The following is a 15,220-nucleotide window of genomic DNA, read 5'->3' on the forward strand; positions in this document are numbered from 1 at the left end:
ATCCGCGGTACGCGCACCACGCGTGACTGAAAGATCACGCGGCATGGGTCCCGGCGTTCGCCGGGACGACATTGGTGGGGAGGTTAGCGCTTCCCGATTGCCGCCAGCACTTCCTTCGCCGCCCGTTCCCCGCTGTCCCGCGCCCCATGCGCGGTCGTGAAGAAGGTTGGCGACGTCGCCTCGCCGGCAAAGAACAGCCGGCCATCGACCGGCGCGGCCAGCACGGCGCGGTCGCCGGCATGGCCAGGCAGCGCGTGCGAGTATGAGCCGCGGGCAAACGGATCATGCGCCCAGCGCGACTCGGCGAGCGGCTTCAGTTTGCGGCGGATGTCGTTGCCGAGAAAGCCGGCGATCTCGTCGATGCTATGGGCGGCGATGGCGCCGTCGCCGGAATCTTCCAGCGCGCGGGCGAAGCTGCCGCCGAAGAAGCCTTCGATGCAGGGCTGGCCGAACGGGCGGATATGGTAGGTGCCCATCGCGGTGCGCATGGTGGCGCCGCGCAGGTTTGCTTCCTTGGGAAAGGCTTCGGCGTCCTCGAGCGCGAGCGTCACCTTGTCGTCGACGCCGAGCGGCAGGCCCGCTGCCGCGTCGACCTTGGACCGTAACGGCGGCGAAAAGCGGATCGTCTCATCGGCGATCAGATTGGTCGGCACGGTGACGATCACCTTGTCCGCGGTCAGCGTGCCCTGCGACGTCTCGAGGCGGACCCGCGGGCCGGAATGATCGATCAGCGCGACGTTGCAGTTCAACGCCACCGGACAGGGCGCGCCAAAGGCCGCAACAAGCGCGCCATAGCCGCGACGGACGCGCCAGTTGAGACCAGAATCCTCATAGGCATCCCAGTCCAGCGTCGACATGTCCTTGAGTTCGCAGCCGTTGATATAGGTCGAGATCGCGTCGATCATGGGATTCCAGCGATTGCCCATTTCGAGGCTCCGGCTCGCAGGCTCGTCCTTGCCCGTCTGCGCGGCTTCCCAGAGGCGCTCATAGAACGCGTCCATCGCGCCCATGAAATCGTCGCGCTCGCCTTGCGGAAACGCGTTGCCATAGGCGCGCTCGCGCCAGGGCGGCAGGTCCTTGTTGAGCTCGAAACCGAGCCGCTGCGCGATCGAAACGAAGCAGTTCTTGTCCGCCGAGTGCAGCCAGCCGCAGCCGACGTCGAAGGTCACGTCAGGTGAGGCCTGTACGGTCCAGGCGCGGCCGCCGAGCCTGTTCCGTGCCTCCAGTACGATCGCGGAGAGACCGGAGCCCGCCAGCGCATGTGCAGCGCCGAGGCCGGCGGCACCGGCGCCGACGATCGCGACGTCCATGGAGGAGGGGAGGGAGGTCATGGGCGGGCTCTAGCACGTTCGCTGGGTGTGCTGAAGCCGGACGGGCAAACGCTTTTGTAGGGTGGGCAAAGGCGCTCTTGCGCCGTGCCCACCATCGTCCATTGGTGGGCACGCTTGCGCTTTGCCCACCCTACGGAGAGCGGTGGCCTTACGCCACCGCCTCCTTGGCCTTCTCCGCGCGCTTGCGCTCGTTCGGGTCGAGGTGCTTCTTGCGCAGGCGGATCGACTTCGGCGTGACCTCGACGAGCTCGTCGTCCTCGATATAGGCGAGCGCCTTTTCCAGCGTCATGCGGATCGGCGGGGTCAGGCGCACGGCCTCGTCCTTCGAGGTCGTGCGGATGTTGGTGAGCTGCTTGCCCTTGAGCACGTTGATCTCGAGATCGTTGTCGCGGGTGTGCTCGCCGACGATCATGCCCTTGTAGACCTTCCAGCCCGGCTCGATCATCATCGGGCCGCGGTCTTCCAGCTTGAACATGGCGTAGGCCACCGCATCGCCCTGGTCGTTGGAGATCAGCACGCCGTTGCGGCGGCCCTGGATCTCGCCCTTGTACGGCGCGTAGCCGTGGAACAGGCGGTTCATGATCGCGGTGCCGCGGGTGTCGGTGAGCAGCTCGCCCTGGTAGCCGATCAGGCCACGGGTCGGCGCGTAGAACACCAGGCGCTGACGGTTGCCGCCCGAGGGCTTCATCTCGATCAGCTCGGACTTGCGCTCGCTCATCTTCTGCACGACGACGCCGGAGTGCTCCTCGTCGACGTCGATCACGACTTCCTCGATCGGCTCCATGGTGGCGCCGGTGGCTTCGTCCTTCTGGAACACGACGCGCGGGCGCGACACCGAGAGCTCAAAACCCTCGCGGCGCATGGTCTCGATCAGGATCGCGAGCTGCAATTCGCCGCGGCCCGAGACTTCCATTGCGTCCTTGTCGGAGGCTTCGACGACGCGCAGCGCGACGTTGCCTTCGGCTTCGCGCAACAGACGGTCGCGGATCATCCGGCTCGTCACCTTGTCGCCTTCGGTGCCGGCGAGCGGGGAGTTGTTGACGATGAACGACATCGACACGGTCGGCGGATCGATCGGCTGCGCCGGCAGCGGCACTTCGACGGTCGGATCGCAGAAGGTGTCGGCGACGGTGCCCTTGGTCAGGCCGGCAATGGCGACGATGTCGCCGGCTTCGGCTTCATCGAGCGGGGTGCGCTCGAGACCGCGGAACGCCAGGATCTTGGTGATGCGCCCGGATTCGACCAGCTTGCCCTCGGCGTTGAGCACCTTGACCTGCTGGTTCGGCTTGAGCACTCCGGAGGAGATGCGGCCGGTGATGATGCGGCCGAGATAGGGGTTGGCCTCCAGGATGGTGCCGATCATCCTGAACGGACCTTCCTCGACCTTCGGCGGCGCGACGTGGCGCAGGATCAGGTCGAACAGCGGCTCCATGCCCTTGTCCTTCGGACCCTCCGGGCTGTCAGCCATCCAGCCCTGCTTGGCCGACCCGTAGAGGATCGGAAAGTCGAGCTGCTCCTCGCTGGCATCGAGCGCCGCGAACAGGTCGAACACCTCGTTGATGACTTCGGTCGGGCGCGCGTCGGGGCGGTCGACCTTGTTGATGACGACGATCGGCTTCAGGCCGACCTTGAGCGCCTTGGAGACCACGAACTTGGTCTGCGGCAGCGGGCCTTCGGCAGCGTCCACCAGCACCAGGGCGCCGTCCACCATGTTCAGGATGCGCTCGACCTCGCCGCCGAAATCGGCGTGGCCGGGGGTGTCGACGATGTTGATGCGGGTGTCCTTCCACTGCACCGAGGCCGCCTTGGCCAGGATGGTGATGCCGCGTTCGCGCTCCAGATCGTTGGAGTCCATGGCGCGATCGGTCACCTTCTGGTTCTCGCGGAACGTGCCGGACTGCTGGAGGAGTTTGTCGACCAGGGTCGTCTTGCCGTGGTCGACGTGAGCGATGATGGCGACGTTACGGAGGTTCATGAGTGAGCTTCTTTGGTTCGAACAATGGGTTAAGCGCGATCTCGCCGGTCGGACCGGGACCTCTTCTCGAAACAACGCTGGAAGACTGGAAACGGGGCGCTTTCCGCCCAAAAAGGAAGCCCGGCCATATCGACCGGGCAGCCTACGCGTTGCGGCGCAATATATGCAAAAAACGCCAAAAAACAATGCGTTCTTTGGACCTTGGTTGACTGAATTTTGCCCGGGAATCTCCGGGGGTTAGCTGCCGTTCCGTGCCGGCGGGGCCTTTCGTCCCATGATGGCCGCCCAGATCAAGACGACGCCTCCGATGCCGATGACTAGTCCCAAAAACACCAGCGACGCGATGTCGGAGGGGATCTGGCCACCCTCGACCACCGACATTCCGCCGAACAGGAGCGCGCAGAGCCCCGGCAGCAGCATGAAGATTCCGGCGATCGCCATCAGCGCGGTCAGGCAGCCGCCGCGCTGTTGCTGGTTCTGCGGAGGCACTGCCGGTGGGGTGTGGCCGGAATCGCTCATGGTTTCTTTCTCGCGGCCCTGATCAGCATCACGCCGGCGAATGCCACCAGCAGTGTGAGGACGAGGACGGGGACGAAACGGATATCCAAGGGGATCGACGAGTCAGCGATGAAGATCAAGGCGCAGATGCCGGGCAGCAACAGGATCACCCCGAACATCACCATCAACGCGGTGACAAGTCCGCTTCGCGATGGTGGAGTTGGAGGCGTCTCGCTCAACGAGGCATCTCCTCGCGCTGCGTGGTTTCCCGATAAGTGTCGCCGTGCAGCGCCGCGCGAATGCCGTCGATCTTGCCGTTGCGGTAGAACAGATTGTAGGTGTCGAAAGGTATGATCGCGCCTTGCTCCGTCACGAAATGGATGCAGCTGCGCTTGACGTTGCCGACGCAGAAATTGAAGCGATCCAGAAACTGCACGACGGTGACGCGGAAGACGTTCTCGTAAGAGAGCCCCTCCGGCACCTGAAAGCTCGGCAGGCAGCACAACAGCTCGCAGACGCGCTCGGAGGTGTTGAGGGGGCCCGACGACAGCGAGAACAGATCGACGAACTTTTCCCGCAGCACCGGATATTTCTCCGGGCTGATGGTGTTGGGCATCACCGCGACCAGCTGCTCCTGCGGGATCAGCGAGGTCAGCGGCAGCACCCTCTCGCCATTGCGCAGGCCATAGCCGATCGAGATGCTTTCGGGATTGCAGGGCAACGGGATCATGTCCTTGTCACCGAACACGCCGGTCTCGATCACGCGCTTGCGGATCTCCGACAGCATGATGCGGTCGGTTTTCTCGTCGAAATTCTCGTTGCGGCCGGCGTCCTGCACCGGCTGCAGCGTGACGCCGCGCACGCATGTCCAGGTCAGGGCGTGGCGAACGATGTCGCCGATCTCGGAATCATTGACGCCGCGTTTGATGGTCGCGACCAGCGTGGTCGACACGCCAAAATGCTCGAGATTCTCCAGCGCCTGCTGGCGGATTTTTCGCAAATCCGCGCCGCGCAGGTCGATCAGCGCATCGCGCTGCAGTGAATCGAACTGGAGATAGACCTCCAGCCCGCGCCTGTTCTCGGCGAGCCGCGCCACGAAATCCTTTTCGCGGGCGATGCGCAGGCCGTTGGTGTTGATCATGACGTGCCGGATCGGGCGGGCGCGCACGGCATCCAGGATCTCGAAGAAATCGGGATGCAGCGTCGGCTCGCCGCCGGAAATCTGCACGAGATCGGGCTCGCCCTCGCTTGCGACCAGCGCGTCCAGCATCTTCTCGATCGTCGCGAGCGGCGTGAATTTCGTGCGTGCCGGCGAGGATTCCGCAAAGCAGACCGGGCAGGTGAGGTTGCAGTGCTCGGTGATCTCGATCAGCGCCAGGCAGGAATGCTGCTCGTGGTCGGAACAGAGACCGCAATCATAGGGACAGCCGAATTCCGTGCGCTGCTGGAATTGCAGCGGCCGGTCGCCGGGTTTGATGAAATCCTTGCACAGGCGCCAATAGGCGGCATCCGTCGACACCAGCGTCGACTGGACGCCATGCTCCTTGCAGCGCTTTTCGTACCAGACCTCGTTGTCCAGGATCTGGATCTTGGTTGGCACCAGCTTCAGGCAGGTCTCGCAAAGAGATTGGGTCTGGCCCCAGAAAATATAGGGACGCGACTTACGCAACGGCGCGTTCATGCAAGTATCTCGTTTTGTAAGCGTCTCGCTTTGGGCGCCGTCGCCAGCATGACGCCGGCGTAGAGCAAAATGGACAGCGACAGCAGGTGAAACAGGGTGAAGGGGCCGATCAGCGGGCCGTAGGGCTTGAGGAATTCCCAGACGAAGCGTTGCGCTCCATAATAGACGAGAACCAGGTAGAAACCATTGGTGATCACAAAGGCGTTCCGGTTCACGGCCGCCAGCACATAGAGCAGCGCGAATACGACCATGGCCGCGCTCTCGTAGAGCTGCACGGGATGGCGCAGGATGCCGTCGCCGAAATCATGGGCCCATGGCAGCGTCGTCGGCGTGCCATAGGTGAAATCGTCGAGGCCCGCGAAGTAGCAGCCGAGCCGGCCGATCGCGATGCCGAGCGCCAGCGGCAGCGCAAAACGGGCACCGGTTCGCGCGGCGATCCCCGCGGACCATTTGTAGAGCTCGATCGCCACGATGCCGCCGGCCAGCGCGCCCTCGACCGAGCGCGCAATGCCGCTCTCGCCCGACAGCCACAGATTGGCGGAGCCGAACAGGTAGGCCCCGAGGCCCGCGCCGAACACCAGCGCCGCGATATAGGGCAGCTCGAAGGATTGCGCCGGAAACTGCAGGCGCTGCCGCGACAGCCAGTAGACGGCCGCCGCCGCCGCCAGCCACGCCAAGACGTCGAAGATGGTGTGTAGGAAAGCCCCGCTCATGCCGGGGGATATTAGCCCAGGTTCCGGCCGTGCGGGATAGTGCGCCTGCTCGTTCTCCACGCCGGGGAAGCGAGGCGGACCGCTAGCCGGCCTCCCGCTCCTCGGTCGGGTAGACGCCGCGCAGCACCTCCTCGAAGTGCATTTTCACCGCGTCGTTGCACAGGCAGGCGCGAAGCCTCAGGCCGTCGCGGTTGCGAACCAGGATCGATCCGCGCCTCGTGTCGAGAATCCGTTCCGCCTTGAACGATTGAAGCACGCGGCTGGCATAGCTGCGACCAACGCCGAGCAGCGTCGCAAGCTGTTCGTGGGTCAGCGGCACGCTGTCCTCGTCGCCGGTGCGCTCCATCGCCGCCAGGATCCATTTGGCGGTCCGCTGTTCGATCGAATGGATGGCATTGCAGGCGGTCGACTGGAAGATCTGCGCCAGCATGCAATCGGCGTAGCGGGCAAAGATGTTGCGCAGCGACGCCGAGCGCAGCTTGGCCGCTTCCAGCTTGGCGACATGAACGCGCGCAAACGGGCCGCCGAATTTCACGCAGATCCGGGTATAGGCCGGCAGGAATCCCTCGCTGACGATACCGCCCACCGCGCCTTCGCGACCGACCAGGATGGTCTCGACGTCTCGGCCATCCTCGTTGGGGACCAGAAAGGTCGCGAGCGCCGGTCCGCAGGGGAAGTGGACGACCTGGACGTCGTCACCGGGGCTGTAGAGCAGCTGGCCGGCTGCGGAGTTTTCGACGGCCACGTGCGGTGCGAGCAGGGCGTAGTCTGGTTGGCTCAAACGCCGCAATAAATTGTTGGCCGGACGGCTCTCGACCTCGGTCATCTTGCTGATACGCGCATCCATCGTGAACTCCGATCTTCCTCCCCACCTTAACGAGTTCCTTGCATTCCCTGTGTGCACAAGTGGACAGACTAGAGAACGGCAATGTGGTGGGTTTCGTTCCGGGAACCCTCCGATGCGCTGTGCGCAGGCATCGTGTCGCGGCAGTCCTGATCCGAACCCCCACACACAAGATGCGATCATGACACCCGCACTTTCCAATGGCTCAAGCTGGCCGGCCGACGTTCTGATCGTCGAGGACGATCCGATCATCGCCATCGATTTCGAGGACCGTCTGCTCGGGTTTGGAGTGCCGGGCGTGCGGACCGTCGGGTCGGTGACGCAGGCGCTCGGCGCCATCGCCAACCGCGCGCCCGATTTCGCGCTGCTCGATGTCGAGTTGATCCGCGAGACGAGCTTTGCGGTCGCGGAGCGGCTGGCTGCGCTGAAGATCCCGTTCGTCTTCGTCACCGGCTATGGCGCCGAGGCGCGCATTCCGCCTGAATTCTCCAGCCAGCCGCGGTTGCAGAAGCCGTGCTCGAGCGACGCGCTGGAGGCGGCGCTGAAGGTGCGCGCCCTCGACTAGCGATCAGGCCTGCTTCGGATCGAGCGTGGTCGACCACAGCGCGACGTCGGTGCGGTCGCGCAAGGTCACCGTCATCTGGCCCGAGGCGCCGTCGATCTTGACGTGACCGAAGAACTGCATGCCGGCGGAGGGCGGCAGGTTCTGGCTGTCCTTGCCCGGCGCCTTGACGAAGCGCACCTCGGGTCCAAAGGTGTTGTCGAGCGCGTTCGGACCGAACGTGCCGGCATGCAGCGGGCCCGAGACGAATTCCCAGAACGGCTCGAACTCCTGGAATTGCGCCTTGTTCGGATCGTAATAATGCGCGGCGGCGTAGTGCACGTCCGCCGTCAGCCACACCGTGTTGCTGATCGGCGCCATCTTGATGAAACGCAGGATGTCGGCGATCTCGAACTCGCGGCCGCGGACCGGGCCGTCACCCTGCGCGATTGCTTCCGAGCCGCCCTTCGGCGTGTCCGCGACGACGAGGCTGAGCGGCATGTCGGAAGCGATCACCTTCCAGGTCGCGCGTGAATTGAGCAGGCCGCGCTTGAGCCAGGCGATCTGGTCCGGGCCGAGGAAGTAGCTGGCGGGGCCGTAAGCGGTTTCGAGATTGGCGCCGTTCGGACCGCGATAGCTGCGCTCGTCGAGCACGAACACGTCGAGATGCGGGCCGTAGGAGATCTGGCGATAGACCCGGCCCGGCTCAACGATGCTCTCGCGCATCGGATACATCTCGTGGAAGGCGCGGCCCGCGCGGGCGGCGAGCAGGGCGATGTCGCGCTCCTTGTAGGCGGCCGGTAATTCCTTCGAGAGCGACCAGTTGTTGGTCACCTCGTGGTCGTCCCATTGCACGAAGATCGGCACCTCGGCATTGAAGGCGCGGAGGTTGTCGTCGGTGAAATTGTATTTGTGCGCGGCGCGGTACTCGTCCAGCGTCTCGGCGACCTTGGCCTTCTCGGGGATGGTGACATTCTTCCAGATCTTGCCGTCGGCGAGCTTCACCTCGGATACAATCGGGCCGTCGGCATAGATGGTGTCGCCCGAATGCAGGAAGAAATCCGGACGGTGCTTGCGCATCGCCGAGAAGGTGAACATGCCGCCGTCATCGGGATTGATACCCCAGCCCTGGCCGGCGACGTCTCCGCCCCAGACGAAGCTGACGTCGCGGCGGTCGGCCGGCGCGGTGCGGAAGCGGCCGACCACTAGCTCGCCCTCGATGGCGCTGTGGGAGAGATCGCGGAAGCGGACGCGGTAAAAGATGTCCTGGCTAGCCGGCAGATTCTCGATCAGCATCTTCGCGGTAAAGTCGCTCTCGGGGAGCGCTGCGATCGGCGGCAGCGCGCGGGCATCCCTGAATGACTCCGTCGTCGCCACCTCGACCAGCATCTGCGCGGGCCGATCGGTGCGCGCCCACACCACGCCGCCGTCGATAGTGACGTCGCCCGACTGGACGCCATGAGTGACCATCGGCCGATCGGCCGCGCGCGAGAGATGGGGCATCGCGACCGCGCCGAGCGCACCGGCGCCGGTGGCGAGGAAGCGGCGGCGGGAGAATCTGATGTTCATGCTTGGCTCGCTGTGCTGCGCGCATCTCGCGCCGTCATTCCCGGACGGTCCGAAGGATCAGAACCCGGAATCTCGAGATTCCGGATTCGCGCGTTGCGCGCCCCGGAATGACGGTGAACCTATATTGAGACAATGTGACGCAGCTATAACGCGCGCAAGCGTTCACGCGTTGCCGGCGGCCCTGAACTGGGCGCCGGCCCGCTGCAGGTTCTGCGGCAGGCTGAACAGCACCGCCTTGCGGTCGGCGACGGCGGCGTGGAACTGGTCGAGTGCGATGTTGAAGGCGGTGAGCGCGGCTTCCTCGATCGCGCCGTGATCGAAGCAGCGCAGCGTGTCGCGCAGGATCTCGTCGGCCTCGGTCTGCATCTGGTCGAGCTCTTCGGTCGTCTCGCATTTGCGTGCGGCGGCGATCATGTCGAGCAGCCGTTCGCGCTGATGGTTGTTGTTGTCGCGCTCGTCCTTCTTCAGATAGCCCGCGAACCAAGCGCCGATCGAGCCCATGGCGGACAACGCCATCAGGCTCCACCAGATGTAATCGCTGTATTTGTCGAGGAAGGTCTTTTCCTCGCCGTCGACGAAGGCGGCAGCGCCCGGATGCACCGGGATCACCGCGTCCTTGTCGGTGTCGGGTGTCTCGATCTTCGCCGCCAGCGGGAATTCCGTCACCAGCTGCTGGCGCACGGCGAAGAGCTGGCGCGTGAACGCCGCGATAGTGGTTTCGGACACGCCTTTGCGCGCCACGATGTGGTGCGAGAAGCTGATGGTCTTGACCTCGTCATCCGGGCGGGCGGGCGAGCCGCCATAGGTGCCGGCGGGAATCTCGGACGCTTCGTAGACCGGATGGTTCTGCGCGATCGCATCCGCGGACTCGATCGCGAGGAAGCTGGGCGCACCGAAATCCTTGGTGGAGGCGGCGATCGCGTCTGCCGTGATCTTGCTGTTGACCGGGCCGGCTGCGAGATAGACGTCGGCCTTCTGGGCCTTGATCGCTTCGGCGACCTCGTTGGCCGGGAATTGCACGATCTCGACCTTGGCGGGATCGACGTTATATTGCTGGAGGATCACCTTGAGCAGATTGACGTTGGCCTGGGTGCGGCCGACGACGCCGACGCGATGGCCGGTGAGTTGCGAGATCTTGGTGATCTTCGCGCCCCGCTTCTTGCCTTTGCTAGGCACGGACCACAGCACCACGACGTTCTTGCGCAGTGTCGCGACCGCCTGCGCGTTCTTGGGCACGTCGAGGTCGCCGCGCACGATGGCGAGATCGACCTTGCCTTCCGCAAGCGCATTGGCACTGGCGGTGGCGCCGTCGGTCTGGATCGGCCGCAGCCGCACTTGGCCCTTGCTCTGCGTGAAGGCCTGCGTCAGCGCCTGCACGACCTTGACGTCGTCGCTGTTGGCGGGACCGACCGCGATCTTCAACGTCACCGGCCGCATGGCGAAGTAGTAGCCGCCGACGAGCGCGCCGATGATCGCAAGCACGAGCGCAAGAGACACGAGCGCGGTCTTCCGCGCCGCGGATCGCGGCGAAGGCGGAGAGGGCGTTTCGGCCAGGTCCAATCCCCCGGTCATCGATCTCCCAAACAGGCGCTTCAGGCTCAGTTTCATCTTGGCCGGCGATTTACGCCCGCAATTGTAGCAAATTTCTTGTGCGGCGGGGTTACATCTCCGTCATGGTTAGCGGATGGCGGAAATCCCCGTATGAACCCGGGCGCCAGCGGGGTGTTAGGGTAAAGTTCCCCTGAAGGACGGAGACATGACCATGGCAGATCGGCTTTCGGCGGAGGCGCGCAGGCAGGCGCTGGGCGGACTACCCGGTTGGAGCGAGGTTCAGGGCCGGGATGCCATCGGCAAAACCTTTATCTTCAAGGATTTCAACGAGGCGTTCGGCTTCATGACCCGCGCTGCGCTGGCCGCCGAGAAGATGGATCACCACCCCGAATGGCGTAACGTCTACAAGACGGTGGACGTGGTGCTGTCGACCCACGACGCCGGCGGCGTCACCGCGCTCGACATCGCGCTGGCCAAGACGATGAACGCGATCGCAGGCTGAGACCGGGCCGACGTCTTGCAGGGATCGGCCACATCCCCATCTTGTGATCAGCCGGGATCGGGATCGTCGCCCGGCTGAACGGGGAGTTTGTCGAACATGGCTGCCGAACACAGCGTCGGTTTCGAGCCGGCCGATCGGCTCGCGGAAGATCGTGAGAGCGTACGCCGCCGCTTCTGGCGCAAGCTGAAGCGTGTCGCCGCGCAGCTGCCGTTCGCGGAAGACCTGCTTGCTGCTTATTACTGCGCGTTCGACCGGCAGACCCCGCGCCACGTCCAGGCCGCGCTGTTGGGTGCGATCGCCTATTTCATCCTGCCGTTCGATTTCGTCGCCGACGTGATGCCGGTCCTCGGCTTCGCCGACGACGCCGCCGTGCTCGCCACCGCCATCCGCATGGTTTCCGGCCACATCACCAATGAGCACCGCGAAGCCGCCCGTGCTGTGCTGAAGCGCGGGGTGGGTGAGGAGGGCGATGCGGACGTGGAAGCGGCGTAGTCAACGCGGATTCAACCACACATTCCGCTGTCATGCCCCGGCTTGATGTGTAGTCCGGGGACATGGCTGACACCTGTTCGGACACATCACTGACAGGTTGGCCATTGGTCAAGCCGGGCGATGACACTGAGTGTGTGGCGACGAAACGCGCTCGCTATTTCTTGCCCGCCTCCACCCGCGCCTTCTCCGCGTCCCATGCCTGGAATTGCTTGAACAGCGTTTCCCTGTCCGCGTCGGAGACCTTTGCGGCCGTGGGGCTCTGCTTCAGGAACGCCTCGAATCGTTGCCGTGTCACCGGCTCGACGCCGTGCTTGTCGAGCCATTGCTGCGCCACCGGCAATCTGTTCCAACCCGACAGGGGCGCCGCGAGCGAGACCTCCTTCCACTTGGGATGGAAGGGCGGGTTCTGGAGCGCCGGGAATTTCGTGAAGAACGCGTCCACGAACAGCGCGAGCTTGCGATAGCGTTCGGTGTTTGGCGCCCAACTATAGGCCGCGAGCACCGCTGGCACCGCGATGGTGTCCACGCTCTCGCCCTCCTTGATCAGGTTCGGATAGTCCTTGGTCGTCAGCGTCGCCGGCAGATAGTCGCTCTGGAGCGGCTTTGCATAGTCGACCTTGGCAAGATGGAAGCGGCCGTCATTGCCGAAGGTCGAGACGGATTTGTACGGCTTGCCGCCGACCACGATGACGGCGTCGATCTCACCGGCCTTCAGCTTTTCCATTGCGATGCGCTGCTCGACATAGACGAATTTCGCCTTGATGCCGATCCGCTCGAATACGGTGAGCGCGGTGACGAAGGTGCCGCCATTGGGCAGGTCGACGCTGACCGTCTTGCCTTCGAGATCCTTCAGCGTCGCAACAGATTTCGGCGCGATCACCTGCATCTCTTCGTTGTAGAGCTTCGTCACATAGGTGAATTGCTTCTTGATGTCCTTGGCAAAACCCTTGCGCTCGAGATAGTCGAGCGTATCGGCCCGCACGATGCCGAGATCGACCCCTTGCAGGAATAGGATGTCGGCGACGCTCTGCACCGAGCCACGGCCGACGATCGGCAGCACGCGGATCTTGTTGCCGTCGTCGAGCACCGAGGCGAGGTCGGCGCCGAATTGCACATAGGTGCCGCCGATCGTGCCGGTGATCAGCGTGACGGTGTTGGCGTTCAGCGCCTGCTTGGTCGAGGTCGAGCCGAACTGGAAGATGGCCTTCAGGCCGTCCGAGACCTTGGCCGGATCGTATTCGGTCTGCTCGGCGCCGGCCGTGGAGGCATAGATCGTCATGATGGCGGCAAGTGCCATTCCAAAAGCGTTACGCATGATGTCCCCTGAATAGTTCTAGTTCTGAATCCGGACGAGACGCTGGCGCGCCTCCGCCGATCCGAGTGATGCAGCCCGCTGGTACCAGTCACGTGCGGCGGATGCGTCGGCAATGACACTTCGCGCGTCGCTGGTGCCGAGCACCGTGGGATCATAGGTCTGCGCCAGCAGAAGCGCCGCCGTTGCATCTTGCGCATTGGCCGCGCGTTCGAGCAGCAGCCGCGCTGCGGCGATGTCACCGATTCTCAACAGGCTCTTCGCGCGCGTCATCAACGCTGCCAGCGTGTCGGCGTCGAGCGTCCTGACCGGTTCAGGCGGTGTAGGCTGTGCGGCGACGGGCTCCGGTGCTTGCACCGGTCCTTGCACCGGTCCTTGCGCTTGCAGCGCAACCTGATAGGCGGTCGCTATCGCTTCGCGGCTTGGCACCGTCGGTGCAGGGAGGTCCCGTGCGTCGGCGCTCGCCAGCGTCGTGTTGGACACGCGGGCCGGATCCTTGAGCGGGGTCTGTGGTATCGCCGGCGCGTTGGCCGACGCCATGGCCATGTCCGGCGCGAGCCCCACCCAGCTACCGGCATTGGCAGTGAAGAAGCCGCGAAAGTCGGACTGAAACAATACGGCCAGAACTGCCAGGGTGGACGCCGCCAGAGCAGCCGCGAGAACACGCGGCACAATTCTGGAACGCAACTCCACCGGCGTATATTCGCTTGGGTCCGGCGCGCCGAGCGGATCGGACAGGAACAGCGGAATCGGATCGTCCTGCGAAAGATCGGCCCGTGCGGCGCGCGCACGGACAAAGGACGCGGTCGGCGGATGTGATGCGGCTCGATTGAAGTCGAGCGCACTCGACTCCTTGGACGGGCGGTACGCCGTCGTCTCCATGGTGATGCTCCCCATTACTAACGCAACGCAGGGGCATTCCCGGCTTCAGTCTTTTTATTGTTGTCCAGAGGTACCCCGCAAACTGGAACCGGTAAATCGCCGTCTGAATCAGCCCAAAAAACGACGACGATTTGCGCGAATCGGGAGAGATTTGGGTTTGATTGCGGCAAAGCAGGGGAATGCACCGCAATTTTGGCGGGAATGGTTGAGGGCTCATTACCAAGCGACGGCGCACGAAAAAAGCTGGCGCAGCTTCAGCGACGCCAGCGATTCGAGCGGTGACAGTTTTGTATGTGGCGATGGCGACGCCTACATCCTCACGGATGCAAAATCACCTTGCCCATGGCCTGACGTCCCGCGAGCACCTTCAGTGCATCTGCTGTCTGCGCCAGCGGGAAGGTGCGGTCGACATGCGACGAGATCTTTCCTTCCGCCGTCCACTTCACGAGCTTCTCGAGATTGGCGCGGTTCTTCTCCGGGTTCTGCCGCGTCCAGGCACCCCAGAACACGCCGCGGATGTCGCAGCCTTTCAGCAGCGCGAGGTTCAGCGGCATCTTCGGAATGTCGCCCGCGGCGAAACCGATCACGAGGAAGCGGCCTTCCCAGGCGATCGAGCGCAGCGCCTGCTCGGCATAGGCACCGCCAACCGGATCGAAGATGATATCAACGCCCTTGCCGCCCGTGAGTTTTCGCAAACCTTCCTTGAGGTCTTCCTTGGCGTAGTTCAGCGTCAGCTCGGCGCCGTGCGCCTTCGCGAACTCGAGCTTCTCGTCCGACGAGGCGCAGGCGATCACCTTCAGGCCCATCAGCTTGCCGAGCTCGCAGGCGGCAAGGCCGGTGCCGCCGGCCGCACCTAACACCGCGAGCGTCTCGCCCGGCTTCGGGCTGGCGCGATCTTCCAACGCATGCAGCGCCGTGCCGTAGATGATGATGATGCCGGCCGCGCGGTCGTAGTCGAGATTGTCGGGGATCTTCACGATCGACGCCGCCGGCAGCGCGATCTTCTCACGCGCGCCGTTGTGGCCGCAGGAAGCGACGACGCGATCGCCGACTTTCAGATCGGTCACGCCGGAGCCGATGCTCTCGATCACGCCCGCGACTTCGGCGGCCGGCGAGAACGGGAACGGCGGCTTGATCTGATACTTGCCCTGAATCATCAGGATGTCGAAGAAGTTCAGCGCCGCCGCCTTGATCGCGATCACCGCTTCACCGGGACCTGCCACCGGATCCGGCACCTCAGCCAGTACGAGATCGTCAGGCTGGCAATATTGCGAGCAGAGGATGGCTTTCATAGCGGCACCTTGGGCGTTTTGGGTGGAATTATAGTTT

Annotated in this window: 15 protein-coding genes; 3 read left to right on the forward strand and 12 right to left on the reverse strand. The window is 64.2% G+C overall.

The window, feature by feature from the left end; all coding sequences use genetic code 11:
• Positions 1 to 83: 83 nt before the first annotated feature.
• From GGD61_RS20475 to GGD61_RS20505, 7 genes are all read right to left on the reverse strand, one after another.
• Entirely contained in the window at positions 84 to 1,331 is a 1,248-nt protein-coding gene (locus GGD61_RS20475) for an NAD(P)/FAD-dependent oxidoreductase (RefSeq protein ID WP_183231056.1), read from the reverse strand.
• 148 nt (positions 1,332 to 1,479) lie between these two features.
• Complete coding sequence (gene typA / locus GGD61_RS20480; RefSeq protein WP_018318956.1) at positions 1,480 to 3,306, reverse strand: translational GTPase TypA; 1,827 nt, start codon at positions 3,304 to 3,306, stop codon at positions 1,480 to 1,482.
• A gap of 237 nt (positions 3,307 to 3,543) precedes the next feature.
• On the reverse strand, positions 3,544 to 3,825 hold the full coding sequence (locus GGD61_RS20485) for a hypothetical protein (RefSeq protein ID WP_092261482.1): 282 nt from the start codon (positions 3,823 to 3,825) through the stop codon (positions 3,544 to 3,546).
• Positions 3,822 to 4,043: a hypothetical protein gene (locus GGD61_RS20490; RefSeq protein WP_092261481.1), complete on the reverse strand. Its 222-nt coding sequence runs from the start codon at positions 4,041 to 4,043 to the stop codon at positions 3,822 to 3,824. The genes GGD61_RS20485 and GGD61_RS20490 overlap by 4 nt, the downstream gene beginning before the upstream one ends.
• Complete coding sequence (locus GGD61_RS20495; protein ID WP_183231057.1) at positions 4,040 to 5,485, reverse strand: radical SAM protein; 1,446 nt, start codon at positions 5,483 to 5,485, stop codon at positions 4,040 to 4,042. Before GGD61_RS20495 ends, GGD61_RS20490 begins: the two co-directional genes overlap by 4 nt.
• Positions 5,482 to 6,198 carry a prolipoprotein diacylglyceryl transferase gene (locus GGD61_RS20500; protein WP_092261479.1) on the reverse strand — a complete coding sequence of 239 codons (717 nt, stop codon included), beginning with the start codon at positions 6,196 to 6,198 and terminating at the stop codon, positions 5,482 to 5,484. The genes GGD61_RS20495 and GGD61_RS20500 overlap by 4 nt, the downstream gene beginning before the upstream one ends.
• An 82-nt stretch (positions 6,199 to 6,280) precedes the next feature.
• Positions 6,281 to 7,045, reverse strand: a complete 765-nt coding sequence (locus GGD61_RS20505) for a Crp/Fnr family transcriptional regulator (RefSeq protein ID WP_092261478.1) — start codon at positions 7,043 to 7,045, stop codon at positions 6,281 to 6,283.
• A 178-nt stretch (positions 7,046 to 7,223) separates the two neighbouring features.
• Between GGD61_RS20505 and GGD61_RS20510 the strand changes: the two genes are divergently transcribed.
• Positions 7,224 to 7,607, forward strand: coding sequence for a response regulator (locus GGD61_RS20510; protein ID WP_092261477.1), 384 nt, complete (start codon positions 7,224 to 7,226; stop codon positions 7,605 to 7,607).
• 3 nt (positions 7,608 to 7,610) lie between these two features.
• Here the strand turns inward: GGD61_RS20510 and GGD61_RS20515 are convergent, their stop codons facing one another.
• A complete protein-coding gene (locus tag GGD61_RS20515; RefSeq protein WP_092261476.1) occupies positions 7,611 to 9,152 on the reverse strand; it encodes an alkaline phosphatase in 1,542 nt (513 codons plus the stop codon).
• A 162-nt stretch (positions 9,153 to 9,314) separates the two neighbouring features.
• A complete protein-coding gene (locus tag GGD61_RS20520) occupies positions 9,315 to 10,760 on the reverse strand; it encodes a TAXI family TRAP transporter solute-binding subunit (RefSeq protein WP_092261475.1) in 1,446 nt (481 codons plus the stop codon).
• Between the two features lie 148 nt (positions 10,761 to 10,908).
• Here GGD61_RS20520 and GGD61_RS20525 point away from each other — a divergent pair, with 148 nt between their 5' ends.
• Together GGD61_RS20525 and GGD61_RS20530 are read left to right on the forward strand one after the other, a co-directional pair.
• Positions 10,909 to 11,205, forward strand: coding sequence for a 4a-hydroxytetrahydrobiopterin dehydratase (locus GGD61_RS20525; RefSeq protein WP_283806132.1), 297 nt, complete (start codon positions 10,909 to 10,911; stop codon positions 11,203 to 11,205).
• 96 nt (positions 11,206 to 11,301) lie between these two features.
• On the forward strand, positions 11,302 to 11,697 hold the full coding sequence (locus GGD61_RS20530; protein WP_092261474.1) for a YkvA family protein: 396 nt from the start codon (positions 11,302 to 11,304) through the stop codon (positions 11,695 to 11,697).
• A gap of 154 nt (positions 11,698 to 11,851) precedes the next feature.
• On the opposite strand, the gene GGD61_RS20535 is transcribed toward GGD61_RS20530, so the two are convergent.
• The 3 genes from GGD61_RS20535 to GGD61_RS20545 form a co-directional block, all read right to left on the reverse strand.
• Positions 11,852 to 13,012, reverse strand: coding sequence for a TAXI family TRAP transporter solute-binding subunit (locus GGD61_RS20535; protein ID WP_183231058.1), 1,161 nt, complete (start codon positions 13,010 to 13,012; stop codon positions 11,852 to 11,854).
• Between the two features lie 18 nt (positions 13,013 to 13,030).
• A complete protein-coding gene (locus tag GGD61_RS20540; protein ID WP_183231059.1) occupies positions 13,031 to 13,891 on the reverse strand; it encodes a hypothetical protein in 861 nt (286 codons plus the stop codon).
• Positions 13,892 to 14,208: 317 nt separating this feature from the next.
• Positions 14,209 to 15,183, reverse strand: coding sequence for an NADPH:quinone oxidoreductase family protein (locus GGD61_RS20545; RefSeq protein ID WP_018318945.1), 975 nt, complete (start codon positions 15,181 to 15,183; stop codon positions 14,209 to 14,211).
• Positions 15,184 to 15,220: the final 37 nt, after the last annotated feature.

This window comes from Bradyrhizobium sp. SBR1B, assembly GCF_014198205.1.
GTDB lineage: Bacteria > Pseudomonadota > Alphaproteobacteria > Rhizobiales > Xanthobacteraceae > Bradyrhizobium.

Coding starts and splice junctions, on each gene's coding strand:
- GGD61_RS20475 (WP_183231056.1), bottom strand. CDS start 1,331: ATGACCTCCCTCCCCTCCTCCATGGACGTCGCGATCGTCGGCGCCGGT.
- typA (WP_018318956.1), bottom strand. CDS start 3,306: ATGAACCTCCGTAACGTCGCCATCATCGCTCACGTCGACCACGGCAAG.
- GGD61_RS20485 (WP_092261482.1), bottom strand. CDS start 3,825: ATGAGCGATTCCGGCCACACCCCACCGGCAGTGCCTCCGCAGAACCAG.
- GGD61_RS20495 (WP_183231057.1), bottom strand. CDS start 5,485: ATGAACGCGCCGTTGCGTAAGTCGCGTCCCTATATTTTCTGGGGCCAG.
- GGD61_RS20500 (WP_092261479.1), bottom strand. CDS start 6,198: ATGAGCGGGGCTTTCCTACACACCATCTTCGACGTCTTGGCGTGGCTG.
- GGD61_RS20505 (WP_092261478.1), bottom strand. CDS start 7,045: ATGGATGCGCGTATCAGCAAGATGACCGAGGTCGAGAGCCGTCCGGCC.
- GGD61_RS20510 (WP_092261477.1), top strand. CDS start 7,224: ATGACACCCGCACTTTCCAATGGCTCAAGCTGGCCGGCCGACGTTCTG.
- GGD61_RS20515 (WP_092261476.1), bottom strand. CDS start 9,152: ATGAACATCAGATTCTCCCGCCGCCGCTTCCTCGCCACCGGCGCCGGT.
- GGD61_RS20520 (WP_092261475.1), bottom strand. CDS start 10,760: ATGAAACTGAGCCTGAAGCGCCTGTTTGGGAGATCGATGACCGGGGGA.
- GGD61_RS20525 (WP_283806132.1), top strand. CDS start 10,909: ATGACCATGGCAGATCGGCTTTCGGCGGAGGCGCGCAGGCAGGCGCTG.
- GGD61_RS20530 (WP_092261474.1), top strand. CDS start 11,302: ATGGCTGCCGAACACAGCGTCGGTTTCGAGCCGGCCGATCGGCTCGCG.
- GGD61_RS20535 (WP_183231058.1), bottom strand. CDS start 13,012: ATGCGTAACGCTTTTGGAATGGCACTTGCCGCCATCATGACGATCTAT.
- GGD61_RS20540 (WP_183231059.1), bottom strand. CDS start 13,891: ATGGAGACGACGGCGTACCGCCCGTCCAAGGAGTCGAGTGCGCTCGAC.
- GGD61_RS20545 (WP_018318945.1), bottom strand. CDS start 15,183: ATGAAAGCCATCCTCTGCTCGCAATATTGCCAGCCTGACGATCTCGTA.